The organism is Pseudomonas sp. PA1(2017) (genome assembly GCF_001945375.1).
Classification (GTDB): domain Bacteria; phylum Pseudomonadota; class Gammaproteobacteria; order Pseudomonadales; family Pseudomonadaceae; genus Aquipseudomonas.
Genome location: NZ_MSXU01000012.1, coordinates 64,430 through 87,015, shown reverse-complemented (window position 1 = coordinate 87,015; position 22,586 = coordinate 64,430). Strand labels below are relative to the sequence as shown.

General features: G+C 64.7%; 20 protein-coding genes. 8 read left to right on the top strand and 12 right to left on the bottom strand.

The annotated features are described in order from the left end of the window. Positions 1–114: 114 nt before the first annotated feature. The gene (locus BVH01_RS17680; RefSeq protein WP_075931565.1) at positions 115–1,791 is read right to left on the bottom strand and encodes a bifunctional diguanylate cyclase/phosphodiesterase; all 1,677 of its coding nucleotides are present in this window, start codon (positions 1,789–1,791) and stop codon (positions 115–117) included. 257 nt (positions 1,792–2,048) lie between these two features. On the opposite strand from BVH01_RS17680, the gene rep reads away from it, so the two are divergent. The 3 genes from rep (at position 2,049) to BVH01_RS17665 (ending at position 5,430) form a co-directional block, all read left to right on the top strand. Then, the gene (gene rep / locus BVH01_RS17675) at positions 2,049–4,058 is read left to right on the top strand and encodes a DNA helicase Rep (protein ID WP_075931564.1); all 2,010 of its coding nucleotides are present in this window, start codon (positions 2,049–2,051) and stop codon (positions 4,056–4,058) included. Positions 4,059–4,257: 199 nt separating this feature from the next. Continuing rightward, complete coding sequence (locus tag BVH01_RS17670) at positions 4,258–4,740, top strand: UPF0158 family protein (RefSeq protein WP_075931563.1); 483 nt, start codon at positions 4,258–4,260, stop codon at positions 4,738–4,740. 117 nt (positions 4,741–4,857) lie between these two features. Next, complete coding sequence (locus BVH01_RS17665; protein ID WP_013789825.1) at positions 4,858–5,430, top strand: xanthine phosphoribosyltransferase; 573 nt, start codon at positions 4,858–4,860, stop codon at positions 5,428–5,430. Here BVH01_RS17665 and BVH01_RS17660 read toward each other — a convergent pair. From BVH01_RS17660 to dadA, 6 genes are all read right to left on the bottom strand, one after another. Continuing rightward, positions 5,414–7,546 carry an acetyl-CoA hydrolase/transferase C-terminal domain-containing protein gene (locus BVH01_RS17660; protein WP_075931562.1) on the bottom strand — a complete coding sequence of 711 codons (2,133 nt, stop codon included), beginning with the start codon at positions 7,544–7,546 and terminating at the stop codon, positions 5,414–5,416. The two genes, BVH01_RS17665 and BVH01_RS17660, sit on opposite strands and share 17 nt — an antisense overlap. 133 nt (positions 7,547–7,679) lie before the next feature. Continuing rightward, positions 7,680–8,102, bottom strand: coding sequence for a cytochrome c5 family protein (locus BVH01_RS17655; protein WP_075931561.1), 423 nt, complete (start codon positions 8,100–8,102; stop codon positions 7,680–7,682). A gap of 445 nt (positions 8,103–8,547) precedes the next feature. Continuing rightward, positions 8,548–9,096 carry a cupin domain-containing protein gene (locus BVH01_RS17650; protein WP_075931560.1) on the bottom strand — a complete coding sequence of 183 codons (549 nt, stop codon included), beginning with the start codon at positions 9,094–9,096 and terminating at the stop codon, positions 8,548–8,550. A 96-nt stretch (positions 9,097–9,192) separates the two neighbouring features. Beyond that, on the bottom strand, positions 9,193–10,266 hold the full coding sequence (alr, locus tag BVH01_RS17645) for an alanine racemase (RefSeq protein ID WP_075931559.1): 1,074 nt from the start codon (positions 10,264–10,266) through the stop codon (positions 9,193–9,195). 130 nt (positions 10,267–10,396) lie between these two features. Continuing rightward, the gene (locus tag BVH01_RS17640) at positions 10,397–10,747 is read right to left on the bottom strand and encodes a RidA family protein (protein ID WP_075931558.1); all 351 of its coding nucleotides are present in this window, start codon (positions 10,745–10,747) and stop codon (positions 10,397–10,399) included. Continuing rightward, a complete protein-coding gene (dadA, locus tag BVH01_RS17635; RefSeq protein WP_075931557.1) occupies positions 10,722–12,020 on the bottom strand; it encodes a D-amino acid dehydrogenase in 1,299 nt (432 codons plus the stop codon). Before dadA ends, BVH01_RS17640 begins: the two co-directional genes overlap by 26 nt. Before the next feature lie 156 nt (positions 12,021–12,176). On the opposite strand from dadA, the gene dadR reads away from it, so the two are divergent. Then, on the top strand, positions 12,177–12,665 hold the full coding sequence (dadR, locus tag BVH01_RS17630) for a transcriptional regulator DadR (protein ID WP_013789818.1): 489 nt from the start codon (positions 12,177–12,179) through the stop codon (positions 12,663–12,665). Between the two features lies 1 nt (position 12,666). On the opposite strand, the gene BVH01_RS17625 is transcribed toward dadR, so the two are convergent. Then, complete coding sequence (locus tag BVH01_RS17625) at positions 12,667–13,020, bottom strand: YkgJ family cysteine cluster protein (RefSeq protein ID WP_075931556.1); 354 nt, start codon at positions 13,018–13,020, stop codon at positions 12,667–12,669. Between the two features lie 151 nt (positions 13,021–13,171). On the opposite strand from BVH01_RS17625, the gene BVH01_RS17620 reads away from it, so the two are divergent. Further along, positions 13,172–14,485 (top strand): FAD-binding oxidoreductase, encoded by a 1,314-nt coding sequence (locus BVH01_RS17620; protein ID WP_075931555.1) that lies wholly within the window; start codon positions 13,172–13,174, stop codon positions 14,483–14,485. 85 nt (positions 14,486–14,570) lie between these two features. Here the strand turns inward: BVH01_RS17620 and BVH01_RS17615 are convergent, their stop codons facing one another. Then, positions 14,571–14,810, bottom strand: coding sequence for a DUF1127 domain-containing protein (locus BVH01_RS17615; protein ID WP_075931680.1), 240 nt, complete (start codon positions 14,808–14,810; stop codon positions 14,571–14,573). A 177-nt stretch (positions 14,811–14,987) separates the two neighbouring features. Between BVH01_RS17615 and BVH01_RS17610 the strand changes: the two genes are divergently transcribed. Further along, positions 14,988–16,421 (top strand): PLP-dependent aminotransferase family protein, encoded by a 1,434-nt coding sequence (locus tag BVH01_RS17610; RefSeq protein ID WP_075931554.1) that lies wholly within the window; start codon positions 14,988–14,990, stop codon positions 16,419–16,421. Positions 16,422–16,483: 62 nt separating this feature from the next. Beyond that, positions 16,484–18,037, top strand: a complete 1,554-nt coding sequence (locus BVH01_RS17605; protein WP_075931553.1) for a phospholipase D family protein — start codon at positions 16,484–16,486, stop codon at positions 18,035–18,037. On the opposite strand, the gene BVH01_RS17600 is transcribed toward BVH01_RS17605, so the two are convergent. Continuing rightward, positions 18,032–19,174 carry an MFS transporter gene (locus BVH01_RS17600; RefSeq protein ID WP_075931552.1) on the bottom strand — a complete coding sequence of 381 codons (1,143 nt, stop codon included), beginning with the start codon at positions 19,172–19,174 and terminating at the stop codon, positions 18,032–18,034. The two genes, BVH01_RS17605 and BVH01_RS17600, sit on opposite strands and share 6 nt — an antisense overlap. Positions 19,175–19,268: 94 nt before the next feature. Continuing rightward, positions 19,269–20,762: an aldehyde dehydrogenase gene (locus tag BVH01_RS17595; protein WP_075931551.1), complete on the bottom strand. Its 1,494-nt coding sequence runs from the start codon at positions 20,760–20,762 to the stop codon at positions 19,269–19,271. A gap of 248 nt (positions 20,763–21,010) precedes the next feature. Between BVH01_RS17595 and BVH01_RS17590 the strand changes: the two genes are divergently transcribed. Beyond that, entirely contained in the window at positions 21,011–21,370 is a 360-nt protein-coding gene (locus tag BVH01_RS17590; protein WP_075931550.1) for a cupin domain-containing protein, read from the top strand. 52 nt (positions 21,371–21,422) lie between these two features. Here BVH01_RS17590 and BVH01_RS17585 read toward each other — a convergent pair whose 3' ends face one another. After that, the gene (locus tag BVH01_RS17585; RefSeq protein ID WP_075931549.1) at positions 21,423–22,577 is read right to left on the bottom strand and encodes an ABC transporter ATP-binding protein; all 1,155 of its coding nucleotides are present in this window, start codon (positions 22,575–22,577) and stop codon (positions 21,423–21,425) included. Positions 22,578–22,586: the final 9 nt, after the last annotated feature.

Genomic DNA, 22,586 nt, shown 5'->3' with positions numbered 1-22,586 from the left:
ACATGGATGTGGGAAATGCCGCAAGCCCGCCGGGAGCGGGCACGGCCCTTGCCTCGCGCAAAAACTGGCTCCGGCGCGGCCGTGCGTGAAACGGGAACAGACCCTCGCGTAAAGTCAGGCGTCGCGCTGCCGTGAACCGGGCGGCGACACCCGCGCCCGGGTCAGCACATCGTCCAGCTCGGCGCGGGGCACGGCGCGGCTGATCAGGTAACCCTGCACCTGATCACAGCCGAACTCGCGCAGCAGGCGCAGCTGCTCGAGGTTTTCCACCCCTTCGGCGACCACCTGCAGGTCGAGGTTGTGGGCCAGGCTGATCATCGCCTGCACCAGCTGCTGGCTCTGCGGGCGCAGCTCCATGCCGGTGACGAAGCTGCGGTCGATCTTCAGCAGGGCGATGGGCAGATTGCTCAGGTGCTCGAACGACGAGAACCCGGTGCCGAAGTCGTCCAGAGAGAAACGCACGCCCAGGTGGCCCAGGCGGCGCATGGTCTGCAGCACGTATTCGCTGCGGCGCATCACCGCGGTTTCGGTCAGCTCGAACTCCAGCCAGTGGCTGTCGATGCCGCAACTGTCGATCAGCCGCTCCAGGGTCGGCAACAGCTGGCTGTCCTGGAACTGGCGGAACGACAGGTTGACCGCCATGTGCAACGCCGGATGGCCACGCTCGCGCAGCCACTGCATGTCGCGCATCGCGCGGTCGATCACCCAGTAGCCGAGCGGCACGATCAGCCCGCATTCCTCGGCCAGCGGCACGAACTCGCCGGGCATCAGCAGCCCATGCCGTTCGTGCTGCCAGCGCACCAGGGCTTCCAGGCCGACGATGCTGCCGCTGTGCAGGCAGAACCTGGGCTGGTAATGCAGCTGCAACTCGCCCTTGCGCAGCGCCCGGCGCAGTTCGCGCTGCAGGTCGACCTGGCTGCGCATGCCGTGGTCCAGGCGTTCGTCGTATAAATGGTAGGTGCAGCCGTGACGGCTCTTGGCCTGCTGCATGGCGATATGGGCGTGCCACATCAGCCTATCGGCGGTGCTCGCCGGCTTGGCCAGGGCCACGCCGAGGCTGCAGCCAAGCAGCAGGCTCTCGCCCTCCAGCCAGTACGGCTCGCCCAGCGCTTCGAGCAGGTGCTGCACGCGGCCATGCAGGCGTTCGAGATCATCGTGGCTGTCGAGCAGCAGGGCGAATTCATCGCCACCGAGCCGCGCCATCTGATCGCCGCGCTCCAGGTACTGCTTGAGCCGCGCCACCACTTGCTGGATCAGTTGGTCACCAGCGCGATGACCGAGGGCGTCGTTGGCCTGGCGAAAGTTGTCCAGGTCCAGCTGGATCAGCGCCAAGCCGCGACGGCCTTGTTCGGCCAGGCGCGCCGCCAGCAGGGTATGAAAGCCCTGGCGGTTGGCGATGCCGGTGAGCGCGTCCTGTTCGGCCAGGCGCTGCACGGTCAGGCGCAGGCGGCCCTGCTCACGCACGTAGCGCAGGCTGCGGCGCAGCACATCGGGGCTCAGTTGATCGCGCACCAGCCAGTCGCAGACCAGGGGCGGCGTGTCGGCCGGTTCCTGCTCCAGCAACAGGATGATCGGCGCCGTGCAGCGCCGCGAGTCCGGCAAGTGCGCCGGAGTGGTCAGCAACACCGCCTCGCCGGCGTCGTCGAGCAGTTGCCGGGCATCCGGCCAGTTGGCGGCGCAGCTCAGGGGCATAGGCCCGCCGACGGCATCCAGGCGCTCGCGCAGCAGTTCGCTCCACTGCGGCGCCTCCGCCAGCAGTACCAGGCGCAACGGCTCGACGAATGCGCTCAAGAAAAATCCCCCGATGCACGAAAAAGATGAGCGCCCATGGCGCTTCTGAGTGCGCCACATCCGGCGTCAAATCAATCACTTCCGTGTAAATCGGCGAACATCCTGCGACAAAACCCCGGTAAACGACAAGCCCATCGGCGCAAACAAGCGCCGTGAACGTGCTCGCGAGCACGGTTGTCGGCTGCTGCAGCAAAGGCACGAAATGGCCGCCGACTTTCGGCTAAAATGCGCGGCCATTTTCTTCTGCGATAGACACGATGTCCCGACTCAATCCCCGGCAACAGGAAGCCGTGAACTACGTCGGCGGCCCTCTTTTGGTGCTCGCCGGCGCAGGCTCCGGCAAGACCAGCGTGATTACCCGCAAGATTGCCCACTTGGTGCAGAACTGCGGCATCCGCGCCCAGCACATCGTCGCCATGACCTTCACCAACAAGGCCGCGCGCGAGATGAAGGAACGTGTCGGCACCCTGCTCAAGGGCGCCGAAGCCCGCGGCCTGACGGTGTCGACCTTCCACAACCTGGGCATGAACATCATCCGCAAGGAGTACGCGCGCCTGGGCTACAAACCCGGTTTTTCGATCTTCGACGATGGCGACATCAAGGCGCTGCTCACCGACATCATGCAGAAGGAGTACGCCGGCGACGATGGCGCCGATGAGGTGAAAAACTACATCGACAGCTGGAAGAACGACCTGATCCTGCCCGACGAAGCCCTGGCCAACGCCCGCGGGCCCAAAGAGCAGACCGCGGCCATCGTCTACCTGCATTACCAGCGCACGCTCAAGGCGTACAACGCGGTGGACTTCAACGACCTGATCCTGCTGCCGGTCAAGCTGTTCCAGGAGCATCAGGACATTCTGGAAAAGTGGCAGAACCGTATCCGCTACCTGCTCGTCGACGAGTACCAGGACACCAACTCCAGCCAGTACCTGCTGGTGAAGCTGCTGGTGGGCATGCGCAACCAGATCACCGTGGTCGGCGACGACGACCAGTCCATCTACGCCTGGCGCGGAGCACGGCCGGAGAACCTCAACCTGCTCAAGGAAGACTACCCGTCGCTCAAGGTGGTGATGCTCGAGCAGAATTACCGCTCCACCAGCCGCATCCTCAAGTGCGCCAACGTGCTGATCGCCAACAACCCCCACGCCTTCGAGAAGCAGCTGTGGAGCGAGATGGGCATGGGTGACGAAATCCGCGTGATCCGCACCCGCAACGAAGACGCCGAGTGCGAGCGCGTGGCCCTGGAGATTCTCACCGAACACCTGCGCACCCAGCGGCCCTACAGCGATTTCGCCATTCTCTACCGTGGCAACTACCAGGCCAAGCTGATGGAGCTGAAGCTGCAGCACCACCAGATTCCCTATCGCCTGTCCGGCGGCACCAGCTTCTTCGCCCGCCAGGAAGTGAAGGACCTGATGAGCTACTTCCGCCTGCTGGTCAACCCGGACGACGACAACGCCTTCCTGCGGGTGATCAACGTGCCGCGCCGGGAGATCGGTTCCACGACCCTGGAAAAACTCGGTAACTACGCCAACGAGCGCAAGATCAGCATGTACGCGGCCAGCGACGAGATCGGCCTCGGCGAGCACTTGGACAGCCGTTATACCGAGCGCCTGGCGCGCTTCAAGCGCTGGATGGACGGCGTGCGCGAGCAGTGCGTGGTCAACGAGCCGATCGCCGCGATCCGCAGCATGGTCATGGACATCGACTACGAGAACTGGCTGCGCCAGAACGCCTCCAGCGACAAGGTCGCCGATGCGCGCATGGGCAACGTGTGGTTTCTGGTCGACGCCCTGAAAAACACCCTCGACAAGGACGAAGAGGGAGACATGACCATCGAGGATGCCATCGGCAAACTGGTGCTGCGCGATATGCTCGAACGCCAGCAGGAAGAAGAAGAAGGCGCAGACGGCGTGCAGATGATGACCATGCACGCCTCCAAGGGCCTGGAGTTTCCGTCGGTATACATCATCGGCTTCGAAGAGGAGATCCTGCCGCACCGCTCCAGCATCGAATCCGACACCATCGAGGAAGAACGCCGCCTGGCCTACGTGGGCATCACCCGCGCCAAGCGCAACCTGGCGCTGACCTTCGCCGCCAAGCGCAAGCAGTACGGCGAGATCATCGAATGCACACCAAGCCGCTTCCTCGACGAGCTGCCGCCGGAGGATCTGGTCTGGGAGGGCCAGGAAGAGGCGCCGGTGGAGGTCAAGGCGGCCCGCGGCAACGACGCCCTGGCCAGCATGCGAGCGATGCTCAAGCGTTGAAAGCATGAACCGGTAGACCGGGTCGAGCTATGCGACACCCGGAAAATCGACCTGGGTGTCGCATAGCTCGACCCAGGTGACCTTTTCACCGAGCCCACCATCCCGACGGGCACCAGTGCAACATTTCGTAGTCAGAGTGAGAGGCCGGCTCCAGCAGCCGGCCCGTCATCGTCAGCTCCCCTTGCAGAGGCCCGGCACCATGCGCACGCTCACTCTCGACCTCGACACCCTGACCCAGCTGATCAACGGCCGTGAAACCCTCGAACACTGGCTCGACATGGAAGCCGGCACGGTGCTGACCCTGTCGCCGGAAGACCAGGGCAGCGATGAGCGCCAGCAGGTACAGCTCAACCCCGACCGTTACGCCCACGTGCCCAACCTCGACGTGGCCCAGCGCGTGGCGATGCGCGAATCCTTTCTGTTCACCCTCAACGACCTCAATGCCCACCCGCTGCTCAGCGCCGCGCTGACCGGCCGTAAACCGCTCAAGGCCTTCGATTACGAAATCGATTACTTCCCCGCCCTGCGCCAGCAATGGCAGGAGTACGAGCAGAAGCAACTGCGCGAATACGCTCTCAATTGGCTGTTCGAACTGGGCCTGGAGCCGGCACCGGACAAGTTGCCGCTGGACCCGCGCGGCATTCCGCGGGACATCCTGCGCCGGCTGACGCGCAGCGCCTGAGCGCCCGGCTGGGCGCGGCAATGGACGAGCGGATGGCGCGTGCTGTGTTTTCGCTACAAATGATCGGCAATTTGAGCGAAAATCCGCCGCTTTGCTCTAGAGCCCAGAGGATCGATCGTGGAGTCGTTGAAACAAAAGATATGCAGTGAAGGTACCGTCCTCTCCGAGCAGGTGCTCAAGGTCGATGCCTTTCTCAATCACCAGATCGATCCCAAGCTGATGCAGGAGATCGGCCACGAATTCGCCGAGCGCTTCAAGGGTCAGGGCATCACCAAGATCGTCACCATCGAGGCCTCGGGCATCGCACCGGCCGTGATGGCCGGCCTGGAACTGGGTGTGCCGGTGATCTTCGCCCGCAAGTACCAGTCGCTGACGCTGAAGGACAACCTGTACATTTCCAAGGTGTTCTCCTTCACCAAGCAGACCGAGAGCACCCTGGCGATTTCCTCCAAGCATCTGAACGCCAATGATCACGTGCTGCTGGTCGACGACTTCCTGGCCAACGGCCACGCCGCCAAGGCGCTGATCGACCTGGTCGGTCAGGCCGGCGCCAGCATCGCCGGTATTGGCGTGGTGATCGAGAAGTCCTTCCAGAGCGGTCGCAGCACCCTGGACGCCCAGGGTTACCGGATCGAATCCCTGGCGCGCATCAAGTCTCTGGAAGGCGGCAAGGTCACCTTTCTCGAGTAGCCTGCAGCCCGGCCAGCACCAGACGCTGGTAAAGCTCCTCGCGCAAACCCTCGGGCCGCTCCAGGCCCATGCGCTGCAGGGCTTCTGGAAACGCCTCGGCAGGCGGCGCATCGAACGCCGCCTTGCCTAGCTCCAGCACTTCGCTCAAACGAAACTTGCCCTTCAGCCAGGTCAGCGCCCGCAACAGTGCTTGCTCCTCATCGCTGAAATCGCTGCCTAACGGGTACTCGGCGAACACCGGCCGGTGGCCTGCGGCGGCCTGCTCGAGGCGCTCGGGCGTGTTGTCGGCGTAGCGCGCGTCGAGGCGAAAATCCTTGGGCAGTTTTCCGGCCTCGATGGCTTGCGCCATCAGCTCGCCCTGGAAGCGTGAATCACTCACGGCCAGCAGCGCCTCGATCACCTGGGAGTCGGTCTTGCCGCGCAGGTCGGCGATGCCGTACTCGGTGATCACCACGTCACGCAGGTGGCGGGGAATGGTCACGTGGCCGTATTCCCAGACGATGTTGGAGCTGACCTCACCGGCCGACTCGCGCCAGCTGCGCAGCAGCAGAATCGAGCGGGCGCCAGGCAGCGCGTGGCCCTGGGCAACGAAGTTGTACTGCCCACCGACGCCGCTGAGCACACGGCCATCTTCCAGCTGATCGGCCACCGCCGCGCCGAGCAGGGTGACGGTGAAGGCACTGTTGATAAAGCGGGCATCCACGCGCTGCAGCCGCTTCAGTTCTTCCTGCCCGTACAGCTCGTTGATGAAGCCGATGCCGGTCATGCCGAAACGGCTGCGCTGCTCCGTCGTCATGGCATTGAGGCGCTCGTAGAAGGATTGCGGCCCGAGAAAGAAGCCGCCGTGCACCACCACGCCGTGCGCGGCGGGCGTCAGGTAATCACGCAGGGCCGCCTGGCTGAGGGGATCGGCCAGGTCGGTCGAGCATTGCTGATCGGTGGGCAGCAGCAGGTTCTCGCCTTGCATCTTCAGGTTGGCGTCCAACAGCCCGCCCTCCTGCATCCAGGCCAGCGCGGCGTCATCCAGGCGCGTGGGCAGACCGGCATCGAGCATCGCTTGAACACTGCGCGGCTGGCCACTGGCATCCAGGGCACCGGCACTGGCCAGGCGCTGCACGCGTACGTCCGGGTAGACGACACGGCGAATCACCCCGGCCTCGGCCAGGTCCAGCAGGCCGTTGACGAACATTTCGCTGCAGCCGTACAGCCCGGTTCGAAACGGCTGCAGATCACCCAACGTATTGCAGAGCGGATGCACCTGGCCGCCCTGCAGATCATCGAGTGCCGCGCGGTACGCCGGGTTGTCGCGATGGCGTTGCAGCAGCGCGGCGCTGACCGCATCGCCCATCGCGCCGATGCCGATCTGCAGGCTGCCGCCATCGCGTACCAGGGTGCTGGCATAGAGGCCGATGCAATGATCCTGCACGGTGACCGGCATGTTAGGCGTGGAAAACAGCGTGCTGGCTTCGCTCTCCTGCAGCTGGATATCGAAGACCTCGCGGGGCAGCTCGGCATCGCCCGCCATGTACGGCAACTGCTCGTGAACCTGGGCTACGCAGAGGATGGTTTCGCCGCGGGCGCGCCGCTCCTGGAGCATCGGCAGCAGGTCGAGGGTGATGTCCGGGTTGCAGCTGAGGCTGAAGTGCTGGGGGCGCGCGGCGTCTGTCGCGACCAGCTGGGCCACCACGTTGACGCCCTTGGCGTTCAGGTCACGGGCGGCGTGGCTGTAGTTGCTGCTGGTGTAGTCCTGCTGGGTCGGCGCGCTGTCGAGCAGGCTGCCGGGCTGCAGGAAGAACTGCTCGATACGCACGTTGGGCGGCAACCTGTCGGCCTGCAGGTCAGCGAGAAAATCCAGCTCCAGGTAATCGCCGTAAACCCGCTCGACGAAGGGGTCGAGAAAGCGCTGCTGCAGTTCCTGCTCGGCCCGCGGACGTCCCAGGCACAGCGCCGTGTAGATGGTCAGCTGCCGTTCGGGCATCTCGCGCAGCCGCGCATACAGTGCGTTGACCCAGCGGTTGGGCTTGCCCAGGCCGAGGGGCAGGCCGAGATGAATCGGCCCGTCGATGGTGCTCAGCACGTGGTCGACAGCTTGCTCGAGGGTGCGGGATTGGGGCATGCGGTTCTCCAGGCCAACGGTCGGGATCGTCCTCTTTGGACTCCCCCGCTGCGCCTTTTGCTGCATGTCGTCATCAGCCTGAAACAACAAAGCCGCCTGACGGCGGCTTGGTACGACGACAAAATGCCTCGAGTCAGAGCCCGGACATCTTCTCGATGGCAGCGCGCAACTCGTCGTCCGAACAGTCGCCACAGGTGCCCTTCGGCGGCATGGCGTTGATGCCGTTGATGGCCGCGGCAAGGATGCCGTCAAGCCCGCCCTGGTGGTCGGCACGATCCTTCCAGGCCGCGGTGTCGCCGATCTTCGGCGCGCCCAGCAGGCCCGTGGTATGGCAGGCGGTGCAGTGCCTGGCGATGATGTCGTCGGCGCTGCGCGCCGCACCCGCGGCTGCGGTTGCCACGGCCTCGACACCTTTGCATTCCTGACCGGCGATGCACACTTGCCCGACGGGTTTGATCCGCTCGGCGATCGCCTCATCGGTATTCGCCTGAGCCGTCACGGCCCATAGCGCCAGGGCGATGGCCGGCGCGACCAGCATGCTTCTAATTGGGTTCACTCAGATGCCCTCATGGGTGGCTCGGCCACGGTTTCGCAAGCCGGCAAAGTATACCGACTGGCCGAAACGGCGGGATCAGCCAACCCATGACGCAGATCAACGGCGGCGCAGATTGCCGTGCGCCGACCTAGGGTCTGTTCCCATTTCAGCGCGAGCCGCGTTGCCGCGAGAAATGGCCTCCGGTTAGGCGCAGGACGCAGGGAATGGTCGCTCCCTTGCCAAGTCCTGCAACGACAGCGGAGGTCATTTCCCGCGCAACCCGGAGGGCCGGGCCAGTTTTTGCGCGATGCGGCGTTACTCGATGGCTCATTTGGCCTGCCAAACTTCGCATCTGTGTGACCCACATGGATGTGGGAAATGCCGCAAGCCCGCCGGGAGCGGGCGCGGCCCTTGCCTCGCGCAAAAACTGGCTCCGGCGCGGTCGTGCGTGAAACGGGAACAGACCCTAGAAGTTGGCGGGCGTGGTGGCGCTGATCAAGCGCGCCGGCTGATCGAAGGGATTGCGGAAGCGGTGCGGCTTGCTGCTCTCGAAGTAGTAGCTGTCGCCGCTCTCGAGAATGAACACCTCGTCACCGACGGTCAGCTCGAGGCGCCCTTCCACCAGCATGCCGGTCTCCTCGCCCTCGTGGGCGTACATCTCCAGGCCGGTGTCGCTGTGCGGCGGGTAGGTTTCGTCGAGAAAGGAAATGGCGCGGCTGGGATGGGCCTTGCCGATCAGCTTCATGGTGATCGCGCCGCTGTGGATATCGGTCAGCTCACTGGCGCGGTAGACCACCTGCACCTGGCTGTCCTGCTCAGCTTCCAGGGAGAAGAATTCCACCAGCGACATCGGAATGCCGGCCAGCACCTTTTTCAACGAGCTGATCGACGGGCTCACGCTGTTCTTCTCGATCATCGAGATGGTGCTGTTGGTAACCCCCGCCCGCTTGGCGAGTTCGCGCTGGGAAAGCCCCTTTTGCTTGCGGATCGATTGCAGGCGAAGACCGACGTCCAATGTTGGATACCCTCAGTGAAGCCATGAAAAGTGGTCTTATCATGGCGACAGTGTTCAGTATTTACAACAGTCCGAACACCCGGGAGTCCATCGCGCCTAGGCTTCGCTGTAGACCAGCGGCACCCGCCGCACATTGCAGAACAGCTGGTAGGGAATGGTGCCGGCGGCCATGGCGACATCGCTGGCCAGCACGCCACGGCCCCAGAACTCGACGCGGCTGCCCAGGCCAGCGCCTGGCAGGTCGCTGAGGTCGACGGTGAGCATGTCCATCGATACCCGACCGATAATCCGCGATGGCTGGCCGTCGATCAGCACCGGGGTGCCGGTCGGCGCGTGACGCGGGTAACCGTCAGCATAGCCCATGGCGACCACGCCGACCCGCGTTGCACGCTCGCTGACGAAGCGCGCGCCGTAGCCGACCGGCTCGCCGGCCGGCAGGTCACGCACGCTGATGACGCGCGACTCCAGGGTCATCACCGGCTGCAGCCGGGCGGCGACGTCCTGGGCCTGCTCGAACGGCGTGGCGCCATAGAGCATGATGCCGGGCCGCGACCAGTCACTGGGGATGCTCGGCCAGCCCAGCAAGGCCGGCGAATTGCGCAGGCTGACCTCGGCGGCCAGACCTTCGCGGGCCTGCTGGAACACCGCCAGTTGCTCATCGCTGCGGCTGCAGCCCAGCTCGTCGGCGCGGGAGAAGTGGCTCATCAGCACGATCTTTACCACCTTGCCGCTGGCCAGCAGGCGGCGGTAGGCGGCCTGATAATCGGCCGGGTGGAAACCGACACGATGCATGCCGCTGTCCAGCTTGAGCCAGACGCTCAATGGGCGCTTCAAGTCCGCCTGCTCGATGGCCTCCAACTGCCAGCCGGCGTGCACCACGCACCACAGGTCATGCTCGTCGATCAGCGCCAGCTCGCTGGCCTCGAAGAACCCCTCGAGCAACAGAATGGGCCCGGTGATGCCCGCTGCGCGCAGTTGCAGCGCCTCTTCGATACATGCCACGGCGAAGCCGTCGGCATCCGCCTGCAGCGCCTGGGCGCAACGCACCGCGCCATGCCCGTAGGCATCGGCCTTGACCACCGCCAGCGCACGGGCGCCAGCCAGGTCACGGGCCAGTTGGTAGTTGTGACGCAGGGCTTGCAGGTCGATCAGGGCACGGGCGGGGCGCATGGTTATCTCGAAGGGCGGAAAATCACAGAGCGAATTAAAAACTGTCAGTGGACGCTTTGTGAGAGCAGACGGATCGGCAAAACGCTTATCACAGTCGGATCATTTCGGCAGATCGCAAGCCGGCCTTCAGTCAAGGCAGCGCAGCGATCACCGTCATTTCCACCAGTACATCGGGCGAATACAGCTTGGCCTCGACGCAGGCGCGCGCCGGCGAGTGGCCGGCCGGTACCCAGGCGTCCCAGACCTTGTTCATGCCATCGCGGTCGTCGATGTCTTTCAGAAAGATGGTGATCGACAGGATGCGCGTCTTGTCGGTGCCCGCCTCGGCCAGGAAGGCATCGATGCTGTCCAGGGTCGCCTTGGTCTGCGCTTCGATGCCGTCGCTGTGGTTCTCGTCCAACTGGCCAGCCAGGTAGACGGTACCGTTGTGAATGACGATTTCGCTCAGGCGCGGCTCAGTTCGCAGGCGCTGTATGGACATGGTTGTTCAACTCCTTGGGGCTACCGTAACGGGAAATATCCAGGCCTTCGCTGCTGATCTGCGGACGCTTCTTGGCAATCAGGTCGGCCAGCAGGCGACCGGAGCCGCAGGCCATGGTCCAGCCTAGGGTACCGTGTCCGGTGTTCAGAAACAGATTTCGATAGGGGGTGGCGCCGACGATGGGCGTGCCATCGGGGGTCGCAGGACGCAGACCGGTCCAGAAATCCGCCTGGCTCAGGTCACCGCCCTGGGGATACAGATCACCGACGATCATCTCCAGGGTTTCGCGACGACGCGGGTTGAGGCTCAGGTCGAAGCCGGCGATCTCGGCCATGCCGCCCACACGGATACGCTGGTCGAAGCGGGTGATGGCGACCTTGTAGGTTTCGTCGAGGATGGTCGAGGTCGGCGCCATGTCCGGGTTGGTGATCGGCACGGTCAGCGAGTAGCCCTTGAGCGGATAGACCGGCGCACGGATGCCCAGCGGCTTGAGCAGTTGCGGGCTGTAGCTGCCCAGGGCGAGCACGTAGCGGTCGGCGGTTTCCAGCTTGCCGTCGATCCACACGCCGTTGATGCGGTCACCGGCGACATCCAGGCGCTGGATGTTCTTGCCGAATCGAAATTGCACGCCCAATGCGCTGGCCATCTCGGCCAGCTTACGGGTGAACAACTGGCAATCGCCGGTCTGGTCGTTGGGCAGACGCAGGGCGCCCGCCAGCTTGTCGGTGACGCTGGCAAGGGCCGGTTCGACCTGGGCGATGCCGGCGCGATCGAGCAGCTCGTAGGGCACGCCGGACTGCTCGAGCACAGCGATATCCTTGGCGGCATTGTCCAGTTGCGCCTGGGTACGGAACAGCTGGGTGGTACCGAGCTGGCGGGCTTCGTAGCCGATACCGGTTTCCGCGCGCAGTTCATCGAGGCAGTCGCGGCTGTACTCGGACAGGCGCACCATGCGCTCCTTGTTCACCGCGTAGCGGGCGGCGGTGCAGTTGCGCAGCATCTGCGCCATCCACAGGTACTGGTCGATATCGCCGGTCAGCTTGATGGCCAGCGGCGCGTGCTTTTGCAGCAGCCACTTCATCGCCTTCAGTGGGATGCCCGGAGCCGCCCAGGGCGAGGCATAACCCGGCGATACCTGGCCGGCGTTGGCGAAGCTGGTTTCCATGGCCGGGCCGTTCTGGCGATCCACCACGACCACCTCGAAACCCTGGCGGGCTAGGTAATACGCACTGGCCGTACCGATCACACCGCTACCAAGCACCAGAACCCGCATGATGTTCTCCTCGCCGCGACGATGCACTGGCGTATTACGATTTGAGAAGTCGATGCGTACAGTATAGAAAGTGAATGGCAGTGCTTTTCACTGTATACACTCGTATATTCGAAGGGAATTCTGGCTTTATCAGCCTTTCACGGAGAGGTGCCGAGCATGCGTACGCAACACCAGAGCCGCCGCGAGCTGGACAAGATCGACCGCAACATCCTGCGCATCCTCCAGGAGGATGGCCGCATCTCCTTCACCGAGCTGGGCGAACGGGTCGGGCTGTCGACCACGCCGTGCACCGAGCGGGTCCGCCGCCTGGAGCGCGAAGGCATCATCATGGGCTATCACGCCCGCCTCAACCCGCAGAACCTCAAGGCCAGCCTGCTGGTGTTCGTGGAAATCAGCCTGGACTACAAGTCCGGCGACACCTTCGAGGATTTCCGCCGCGCCGTACTCAAACTGCCACACGTGCTGGAATGCCACCTGGTGTCCGGCGACTTCGACTACCTGGTGAAAGCGCGCATCAACGAGATGGCCAGCTACCGCAAGCTGCTCGGCGACATCCTGCTCAAGCTGCCCCACGTGCGCGAGTCGAAGAGCTACATCGTGATGGAAGAGGTCAAGGAGAGCCTGGCGCTGCCCGTACCGGAGTGACCTAGACGAGCACCTGTCGCGTCGAGGCGATCAGTTGGTGCACCTGCTGTTCGACATGCGCCTCGATGGGCTGCTCGGGCCCGCGACCATGGGGGCACGGCAGCTTCGGCGTGGTGCCGAACAGCCGGCAGATCAGCGGGCGCTGGTCGTACACCTGACAGCCGTTCGGCCCCAGGTGCACGCAGTTGTACTCGGCCAGGGCGGCGTCCTGCTCGGCGCGAGTCTTGCGCGGCAGGCGCGCCATTTCCTCGGAGGAGGCGGTCACCGGGCCGCAGCAATCATGGCAGCCCGGCACGCACTCGAAGCGCGGAATCTGACGGCGCAACAGGTCGATCTTGCGGCTGGTACAACTCATGGTCAGGGGCTCTGGAACGGCAGGCGGGCATGGTACAGGCCGCCTCAATCCAGGCAAAGCTCGGCCTGCTCGGCAATCGGCGGTTGGCTTGCAGCGGATGCGCGCTTATGCTTCGTCAATTTTTACCTACACCGAAATCAGGATTTCGCACATGACCGCCCGTGCCCACCCGCCGGTTCATAGCGCCGAGCATGCGCCCTCCTACTACGCCGCCAGCGTCAACCAGCAGCTCGACCTGCCGACTCTGCAAGGCGAGCAGCGCGCCGACGTGTGCATCGTCGGCGGCGGGTTCTCGGGCCTGAACACGGCCATCGAGCTGGCCCAGAAAGGCCTGTCGGTGGTGCTGGTCGAAGCGCATCGCATCGGTTGGGGCGCCAGCGGGCGTAACGGTGGGCAACTGATTCGCGGGGTCGGCCATGGCGTCGAACAGTTCGAATCGGTGATCGGCAAGGACGGCGTGCGCGAACTGAAACTGATGGGCCTGGAAGCGGTGGAGCTGGTGCGGCGGCGAGTCGCCCAGTTCGAGATCGCCTGTGACCTGACCTGGGGCTACTGCGACTTGGCCAACAAGCCGCGCGACCTGGCCGGCTTCGCCGAGGATGCCGCCGAACTGAAGGGCCTCGGCTATCGCCACGAGCTGCGCCTGCTGCAACCGGAACAGATGCACGAAGTGGTCGGTTCGAGCCGCTATGTCGGCGGCATGATCGACATGGGCTCCGGGCATCTGCACCCGCTTAACCTGGCACTCGGCGAGGCTGCTGCGGCACGAAGCCTGGGCGTGCGGCTGTTCGAGCATTCGCCGGCCACGCGCATCGACTATGGTAGCGAGATCCGCGTGCACACCGCCCAGGGCGTGATACGCGCCGCGCAACTGGTGCTGGCCTGCAACGCTTACATCCGCGATTTGAACCCGAACCTGGGCGGCAAGGTGCTGCCGGCGGGCAGCTACATCATCGCCACCGAGCCGTTGAGCGAAGAGCAGGCCGGCGCGCTGATCCCGCAGAACATGGCGCTTTGCGACCAGCGGGTGGCCGTCGACTACTACCGGCTTTCCGCCGACCGCCGTTTGCTGTTCGGCGGCGCCTGCCGCTATTCCGGCACCGACCCTGCCGATATCGCCGCCTACATGCGCCCGAAGATGCTCACGGTGTTCCCGCAGTTGCAGGACGTGCGCATCGACTTCCAGTGGGGCGGGATGATCGGCATCGGCGCCAACCGCCTGCCGCAGATCGGTCAACTCAAGGATCAACCCAACGTGTTCTACGCCCAGGCCTACGCGGGCCATGGCGTGAATGCCACACACCTGGCCGGCAAGCTGCTCGCCGAAGCCATCGCCGGGCAAGCTGGCGGCGGCTTCGAGCTGTTCACCAAGGTGCCGCACATGACCTTTCCCGGCGGTCGCCACCTGCGCTCGCCCCTGCTGGCGCTGGGCATGCTCTGGCACCGCCTCAAGGAACTGGCCTGATAGCGCCGCTAGCCTGCGGTTGAGCGCAGCGATACCCAGAACAATGAGTCCCGGGTATCGCTGCGCTCAACGCCGGGCTACCTGTCTAGAGTTTCCAGAACGGCAGCGTGGCTTCGCGCTCTGCCTGCTCGCGGCTCAGGCCAATGTCCTGCAGTTGAGCATCGCTGAGCTTGAGCAGCGCGCGCCGGGTGGTCAGGCGACGGATGAAACGCTGCCAGCGATGCGTCATCGCCGTGCGCGCCGGCACCGCGGCCAGTCGCAGCCCGTTACCGCCTTCCAGCTCGCTGCCTTTCAAGGTCAATCGCACATCGCTCAGCCCGTTCATGTCGCTCTCCTGCGCATCGAGGTCATGGGAGATCATGATGGCGGTCAGAGAAAAAGCATGACAGATGCACAGAAAGGGAATTAAATCCATACAGATCAGCCATCGATTGAACTGAATGGTTTCAAAAACGACCATCTGTATGGTTCAACTGGCTCTCTTGCATACAGGTGCGCGAACATGACCCTCTATACCAACCTGGCCGACCTGATTGGCGAGCGCATCGAGCAGGGCCTCTACCGGCCGGGCGACCGCCTGCCCTCGGTGCGCGCCTTGAGCCAGGAGCACGGGGTCAGCCTGAGCACCGTGCAGCAGGCCTACCGCCATCTGGAAGATCGCGGCCTGGCGCTGCCGAAACCGAAATCCGGCTACTTCGTTCCGCAAGGGCGGGACAAGCCGGCGCTGCCGAAGATCAGCCGGGCGCCGCAACGCCCCGTGGACGTCTCGCAGTGGGACCAGGTCCTGGAACAGATCGCCCCGTCACCACGCAATGACTTCGTCCAACTGGGTCGCGGCCGCCCGGACATCGACAGCCCCACGCTCAAGCCCCTGTTGCGCGCGCTGTCTCGGCTGAGCCGCAAGCAGGATCTGCACACCCTCACCTACGGCAGCATCTACGGTGACGTGCGCCTGCGCGAGCAGATCGCCCGCCTGACCCTGGACTCCGGCTGCCAGCTGACCTACGAGGACATCGTCATCACCACCGGCTGCCACGAGGCGCTTTCGGCGGCGATCCGGGCGATCTGCGTGCCGGGCGATATCGTTGCCGTCGATTCGCCGAGCTTCCACGGCGTGATGCAGGCGCTCAAGGGCTTCGGCATGAAGGCCCTGGAGTTGCCCACCGACCCGCTCACCGGCATCAGCCTCGAGGCGCTGGAGCTGGCCCTGGAACAGTGGCCGATCAAGGCCATCCAACTCACCCCCAACTGCAACAACCCACTGGGCTACATCATGCCCGAGGCCAACAAGCGCGCTCTTCTGGCCCTGGCCCAGCGCCACGACGTGGCGATCATCGAAGACGACGTGTACGGCGAGCTGGCCTTTCACTACCCGCGCCCGCGCACCATCAAATCCTATGACGACGACGGCCGCGTGCTGTTGTGCAGCTCGTTTTCCAAGACCCTGGCGCCCGGTTTTCGCGTCGGCTGGATCGCTCCCGGCCGCTACCTCGACCAGGTGCTGCACATGAAGTACATGGGCACCGGTGCCACCGCGCAGTTGCCGCAACTGGCGCTGGCCGAGTACATCGAAGGCGGCCATTACGAGCCGCACCTGCGTCGCATGCGCGGCCAGTACGCGCGCAATCTGGAACAGATGAGCGACTGGGTCAGCCGTTACTTCCCGCCTTCGGTGCGGGTCAGCCGCCCCCAGGGCAGCTTCATGCTGTGGGTGGAGATGCCCGAGGGTTTCGACAGCCAGCGCCTGAACCGCGAACTGGCCGCGCACAAGATCCAGGTCGCACCGGGCAGCATCTTCTCCGCCGCCGGCAAGTACCGCAATTGCCTGCGCATGAACTACGCCACGCGCCCCAGCCCGATCATCGAGGCAGCGGTGCGCAAGGTGGGCGAAACCGTTGCGGCCATGCTGGAAGAGTCACCACCGCCAAGAGACTGAATCTTTCCCGGCGCAGCAGCGTCCTATCAGCACATCCGGACAGCCGATTGGAGGCTGCAACTGTGCCCTTGCGCGTGCTCTTTATCGCCCTGCTGATTCTCGGCGGCTGTACCAACCAGGTGCCCATCGTGCCCAGCCAGGCCATTCCCGCGGCCGAGTCGTCGTTCGGCGCCGGGCTCGAAGCGCGCGCCGCCGAGCATCAGGGCCACTCCGGCTTTCGCCTGCTGCCGGCCAGCAACGAAGCCTTCGCCGCCCGCGCCGAACTGATTCGCGCCGCGCAGCACAGTCTCGATCTGCAGTACTACATCGTGCACGACGGCCTGAGCACCCGCGCACTGGTCAAGGAGCTGCTGCAGGCCGCCGACCGCGGCGTGCGCATCCGCATCCTGCTCGACGACACCACCAGCGACGGCGAGGACTACCGGATCGCCCTGCTGGCCGCCCACCCGAACATCCAGATCCGCGTGTTCAATCCGCTGCACCTGGGCCGCCTGACGGGAGTCACCCGGGTGATCGGCCGCGGCCTGAACCTCTCGCAACAGCACCGGCGCATGCATAACAAGCTGTGGCTGGCCGACAGTGCTGCGGCCATCGTCGGCGGGCGCAACCTGGGTGACGAGTATTTCGACGCCGAACCGAACATGAATTTCACCGACATCGACATGCTCGCCATCGGCCCGGTCGCCCGCGACCTGGCGCAGAGTTTCGACCAGTACTGGAACAGCCGGCTGAGCAAGCCCATCGAGGAATTCGTCTGGCGCCAGCCCTCGCAGAAGGATCTCGACAAGGCGCGCAAGGGCCTGCGCGACTACCTGGACACCGCCCGCGTCGAACAGCCGGAGTTATACGAACGCCTGCTCGCCTACCAGCACGACCCCAAGCTCAAGGTGTGGCTCGACGAGCTGATCTGGGCACCGGGCATCGCCCTGTGGGATGCACCGAGCAAGGTGCTGGCCAGCGGCGAACCGGACCCGCAGTTGCTGCTCACCACCCAGCTGGCGCCGCACCTGCAGGGCGCAAAAAGCGATCTGGTGATGGTGTCCGCCTACTTCGTACCCGCCCCCGCCGGCCTGCAGTACCTGATCGGACTGGCCGACAACGGCGTGGAGATCCGCCTGCTCACCAATGCCCTGGAGGCCACCGATGTGCCCGCCGTGCATGGCGGTTACGCGCCCTACCGCCAGGAAATGCTCGAGCACGGCATGCGCCTGTACGAGCTGCGCAGCCAGCCGGGCGCGGACTCCCCACCGGCCTACAGCTTCAGCGGCAGCTCGAACTCCAGCCTGCACAGCAAGGCCATCGTCATCGACAAGCAGAAATCCTTCGTCGGCTCCTTCAACGTCGACCCGCGCTCGGTGCTGTGGAATACCGAGGTCGGCGTGCTGGTCGACAGCCCCAAGCTCGCTGCTTACCTGCGCGAACTGGCACTGCAGGGCATGAAGCCATCGGTCAGCTACGAAGTGCGCCTGCAGCACGACGCCAACGGCGCGACGCGAATGGTCTGGCTCGGCGAGGACGACGGCAAGGAATTCGTCCTCACCGAGGAACCAGGCAGCCGCTGGCGGCGCTTCAACGCCTGGTTCGCCCGGGCCATCGGCCTGGAGAAGATGCTATAGCGCCACCTGCTCGTCGAAGGCACGGGGCCGCCAGGCCAGCCAGATGAACGCCGCTGCGCCGACCGCCATCAACATCGGCAGCGCATGCCCGCTGACCCACTGGCTGACCGCGCCGGTGGCCAGCGGCCCGATCAGGCAGCCGATGCCCCACAGCTGCGCCACGTGGGCATTGGCGCGCACCAGTTGATCATCGCGAAAGCGCTCGCCGATGAGGATCAGCGACAGGGTGAACAGGCCGCCCGCGCTGGCGCCGAACAGCACCAGCACCGGCCAGATCACTGGCGTGTGCAACAGCAGCGGAATGCCCAGGCTGGAGAACAGCAGCACCACGCCACAGGCCCGGAACAACGTGACCCGCGAGATGCGATCGGCCAGCAGGCCGATGGGCAATTGCAACGCGGCATCGCCGACCACCACCACGCTGGCCATGAACAACGCCACTTCCTGGGTGAAGCCCTGGCGCAGACCGTAGATCGGCAGCAGGGTGAGCATCATCGCCTCGAAGGCTGCGAACAGCATCACCGCCCAGGCGATCGCCGGCATACGCTGGCAGAACACCAGCAGGCCACGCCCGGATGCACTGTGGGCATCGACCACTGGCGCGCCGGTGCGCCCGATCAACAGCAGCGAGCCGCCGATCAGCAGCGACACGCCAAACCAGAACCCCAGGTCGGTATCGGTACCCAGCACGCTGAGCAGCAGCGGCCCGCACAGCTGGCTCAGCGCATAGCCGGTGCCATACAGCGCCACCAGGCGGCCGCGCCACTTCTCGACGGCCAGCTGGTTGATCCAGCTTTCACCGAGGATGAACACCACGGTCAGGGTCACGCCCAGCAGCAGGCGCAGCACGATCCAGATGGCGTAGCTCTGCAGCAGCGCCAGGCCGGTGACCGACAACGCGCCAGCCAATAGGCAGAACTGCATCAGCCGCGGCGTCGGGCAGCGCGAAGCCAGCCCACCGGCCAGCGAGGCGCCCAGCAGCACGCCGATGGCCGGCGTGGCCGCCATGATGCCGATGGCGAACGAGCCATAGCCCCAGCTCTCCAGGCGCAACGACACCAGCGGCATGGTCACGCCCATGGCCAGACCGATACTGATCACCGCCGCGCAGACGGCGAAGTAGGTTCCCCAACGCATTACTGACTCCCGTAAAAGCACAGCGGCCGGGCTCTAGGAGCCCGGCCGCCGGTCTGCTCTGGCTCGCCGGCTGGCGAGCCTCATCCGTGCAGGATCAGAGTTTGATCCAGGTGGCTTTCAGCTCGGTGTACTTGTCGAAGGCGTGCAGCGACTTGTCACGGCCGTTGCCCGACTGCTTGAAGCCACCAAACGGCGCGGTCATGTCGCCGCCGTCGTACTGGTTGACCCACACGCTGCCGGCGCGCAGGGCGCGAGCGGTGAGATGCGCCTTGGAGATATCCGCCGTCCACACCGCTGCGGCCAGGCCGTACACCGTGTCGTTGGCAATCTGCACGGCCTGCTCGGCGCTGTCGAAGCCGATCACCGAAAGTACCGGCCCGAAGATTTCCTCGCGGGCGATGGTCATGGCATTGGTCACGCCGTCGAAGATGGTCGGCTCGACGTAGGTGCCGCCGCTCTCCTCAAGGGTGCGCTTGCCGCCGATCAGCAGCTTGGCGCCATCCTTGTGGCCGGCTTCGATGTAGCGCAGCACGGTGTCCATCTGCTGGGTGTCGACCAGCGCGCCGACGTTGGTGTCCGGGTCCAGCGGGTTGCCGGCCTTCCAGCCTTTCAGGGCCTCGACCACCATGGGCAGGAAGCGCTCCTTGATGGCGTTCTCCACCAGCAGGCGCGAGCCGGCGGTGCACACTTCGCCCTGGTTGAAGGCGATGGCGCTGGCAGCGGACTCGGCGGCGGCCTTGAGGTCCGGCGCATCGGCGAAGACGATATTGGGGCTCTTGCCACCCGCCTCCAGCCACACGCGCTTCATGTTCGACTCGCCAGCGTAGATCATCAGCTGCTTGGCGATCTTGGTGGAGCCGGTGAATACCAGGGTGTCGACGTCCATGTGCAGCGCCAGGGCCTTGCCCACGGTATGGCCATGACCGGGCAGCACGTTGAATACGCCGGCCGGAATGCCCGCTTCGATGGCCAGGGCAGCGACGCGAATGGCGGTCAGCGGAGATTTCTCGGAGGGTTTGAGGATCACCGAGTTACCGGTGGCCAGGGCTGGGCCGAGCTTCCAGCTGGACATCAACAGCGGGAAGTTCCACGGCACGATGGCTGCCACCACGCCAACCGGCTCGCGGGTCACCAGGCCGAGCTGGTCATGGGGCGTAGGCGCGACTTCGTCGTAGACCTTGTCGATCGCCTCGGCGCTCCAGCGAATGGCGTTGGCCGCCGCTGGAATATCGATGCCCAACGAATCGCTGATCGGCTTGCCCATGTCGAGGGTTTCCAGCAGCGCCAGCTCTTCGGCGTTGGCCATCAGCAGCTCGGCGAAGCGGATCATCTTGGCCTTGCGCTTGGCCGGAGCGATACGCGACCACACGCCGGAATCGAAGGCGGCTCGCGCCGATTTGACCGCCAGTTCGGCGTCGGCCAGGTCGCAACTGGCGACCCGGCCGAGTACCCGGCCATCGACCGGGCTGATGCATTCGAAGGTTTCACCGCTCTGTGCAGCCTGGTATTGCCCCTGCACGAAGGCGCGGGTCTCGATTTTCAGATCCTTTGCACGCTGCTCCCAGTCGGTACGGGTCAAACGGGTCATCTGATCATCCTCTTTCGTCGGTGGAGGCGCGTGGCCGCCTACGGTGGCCGCCAAGGGCCGAAAACTGCGAGCCACACTAAACCAGCGCTCGCAGGATTTTCAATATTCTTGACACTTGGTGGGCAAACGCCCTTGCTGCGTTCATTTTTTTAAACATAGACTCGAACAAATCGTTACGCCGCGCCGCCCCTGGCCTGCAGTGGCCATGGGAAGATCGACGTACGTTCACGTTGACCAGGGAAGCGAATATGAATATCCAGCAGATCGTCGATTTCGCGCAAAGCACCGGTAGCACCGAAAGCTACCGCCCCGCTGCCGAAAAGATCCTCAAGGGCGACCCGCAGCAGCAGGTGCGCAACCACTACGCCAGCCCTTGCGGGCAATTCAACACCGGCATCTGGGAGGGCGAGGTCGGCCAGTGGACGGTGACCTACACCGAGCACGAATACTGCGAAATCCTCCAGGGCGTCTCGGTGCTGCGCGACGGCGATGGCAATGCCAAGACCGTGCGCGCCGGCGACCGCTTCGTGATCCCGGCCGGCTTCACCGGCACCTGGGAAGTGCTGGAGCCATGCCGCAAGGTCTACGTGATCTTCGAGCAGGCCTGAACGTGAGGGTAAGCCCGAAGCCGGCCATACACGACCGGCTTCGGGCAGCTCGTCAACTGGCGACCTGCTCCGCCGGCGAGACGATGCTGCTCTTGCCCCGCGAGCGGCCGGAGCTGAGGTAGTCGGCGATGGACTCCTGGGTCACCTCGCCGAGAAAGTCGTTCTCCGCACTGAGCACCGGCAGCCACGAGCGATTGAACTCGTACATGCGCGACAGCAGGATGCGCAGGTGTTCGTCGTGGGCGGCGGTGGCGTTGAACGGCTGCACGAAGGGCTGCACCGAGCCGCCCTGCCCGCGCATATCGCGACGGCGAACGTAGCCCAGGGCCTTCTTGCCAGCGTCGGTGACCACCAGGTGACGGCGGTCATGCTCCTCCATCAGCTCCACGGCATCGGCGATGCTGGTCTCGGACAGTACCGAGGGTGCATCGTCGGCGGCGTCTTCGGCGCGGATCAGCAGCAGGCGCTTGAGGGTGCTGTCCTGGCCGACGAAACCGCTGACGAAATCGTCAGCCGGGTGCGCCAGCAGGGTGTCCGGGTGATCGAACTGGAGCAGCGTGCCGTCCTTGAAGATGGCGATCTTGTCGCCCAGCTTGATGGCCTCGTCGATGTCGTGGCTGACCATGATCACGGTCTTGTTCAGCGCGCGCTGCATCTGGAAGAACTCGTTCTGGATGGCGTCGCGGTTGACCGGGTCGACTGCACCGAAGGGTTCGTCCATCAGCAATACCGGGGCGTCGGCCGCCAGGGCGCGGATCACGCCAATCCGCTGCTGCTGGCCGCCGGACAGTTCGCGCGGGTAACGCGACAGGTACTGCTTGGGCTCCAGCTGCACCATGCTCATCAGCTCCACCGCACGTTCGTGGCAGCGCTTCTTGTCCCAACCGAGCAGTTTGGGCACCACGGTGATGTTCTCCTCGATGGTCATGTTGGGGAACAGACCGATCTGCTGGATCACGTAGCCGATGTTGCGGCGCAGGGTCACTTCGTCGATGCCGGTGGTATCTTCGCCGTTGATCAGCACGCGCCCGGAAGTCGGCTCGATCAGCCGGTTGATCATCTTCAGGGTGGTGCTCTTGCCGCAGCCGGAGGGGCCGAGGAACACGCAGATCTGGCCTTCGTCGACGGTCAGGCTGACTTCGTTGACGGCGACGACGTCCTTGCCTTTCTGATGGAATTTCTTGGTCAGTTTGTCGAGTTGAATCATGTTCGAGTC

Bases quoted from the DNA above. Each gene is read 5' to 3' on its own strand.
- rep (WP_075931564.1), top strand. From the start codon at position 2,049: ATGTCCCGACTCAATCCCCGGCAACAGGAAGCCGTGAACTACGTCGGC.
- BVH01_RS17670 (WP_075931563.1), top strand. From the start codon at position 4,258: ATGCGCACGCTCACTCTCGACCTCGACACCCTGACCCAGCTGATCAAC.
- BVH01_RS17660 (WP_075931562.1), bottom strand. From the start codon at position 7,546: ATGCCCCAATCCCGCACCCTCGAGCAAGCTGTCGACCACGTGCTGAGC.
- alr (WP_075931559.1), bottom strand. From the start codon at position 10,266: ATGCGCCCCGCCCGTGCCCTGATCGACCTGCAAGCCCTGCGTCACAAC.
- BVH01_RS17640 (WP_075931558.1), bottom strand. From the start codon at position 10,747: ATGTCCATACAGCGCCTGCGAACTGAGCCGCGCCTGAGCGAAATCGTC.
- dadA (WP_075931557.1), bottom strand. From the start codon at position 12,020: ATGCGGGTTCTGGTGCTTGGTAGCGGTGTGATCGGTACGGCCAGTGCG.
- dadR (WP_013789818.1), top strand. From the start codon at position 12,177: ATGCGTACGCAACACCAGAGCCGCCGCGAGCTGGACAAGATCGACCGC.
- BVH01_RS17625 (WP_075931556.1), bottom strand. From the start codon at position 13,020: ATGAGTTGTACCAGCCGCAAGATCGACCTGTTGCGCCGTCAGATTCCG.
- BVH01_RS17620 (WP_075931555.1), top strand. From the start codon at position 13,172: ATGACCGCCCGTGCCCACCCGCCGGTTCATAGCGCCGAGCATGCGCCC.
- BVH01_RS17615 (WP_075931680.1), bottom strand. From the start codon at position 14,810: ATGAACGGGCTGAGCGATGTGCGATTGACCTTGAAAGGCAGCGAGCTG.
- BVH01_RS17610 (WP_075931554.1), top strand. From the start codon at position 14,988: ATGACCCTCTATACCAACCTGGCCGACCTGATTGGCGAGCGCATCGAG.
- BVH01_RS17600 (WP_075931552.1), bottom strand. From the start codon at position 19,174: ATGCGTTGGGGAACCTACTTCGCCGTCTGCGCGGCGGTGATCAGTATC.
- BVH01_RS17595 (WP_075931551.1), bottom strand. From the start codon at position 20,762: ATGACCCGTTTGACCCGTACCGACTGGGAGCAGCGTGCAAAGGATCTG.
- BVH01_RS17590 (WP_075931550.1), top strand. From the start codon at position 21,011: ATGAATATCCAGCAGATCGTCGATTTCGCGCAAAGCACCGGTAGCACC.
- BVH01_RS17585 (WP_075931549.1), bottom strand. From the start codon at position 22,577: ATGATTCAACTCGACAAACTGACCAAGAAATTCCATCAGAAAGGCAAG.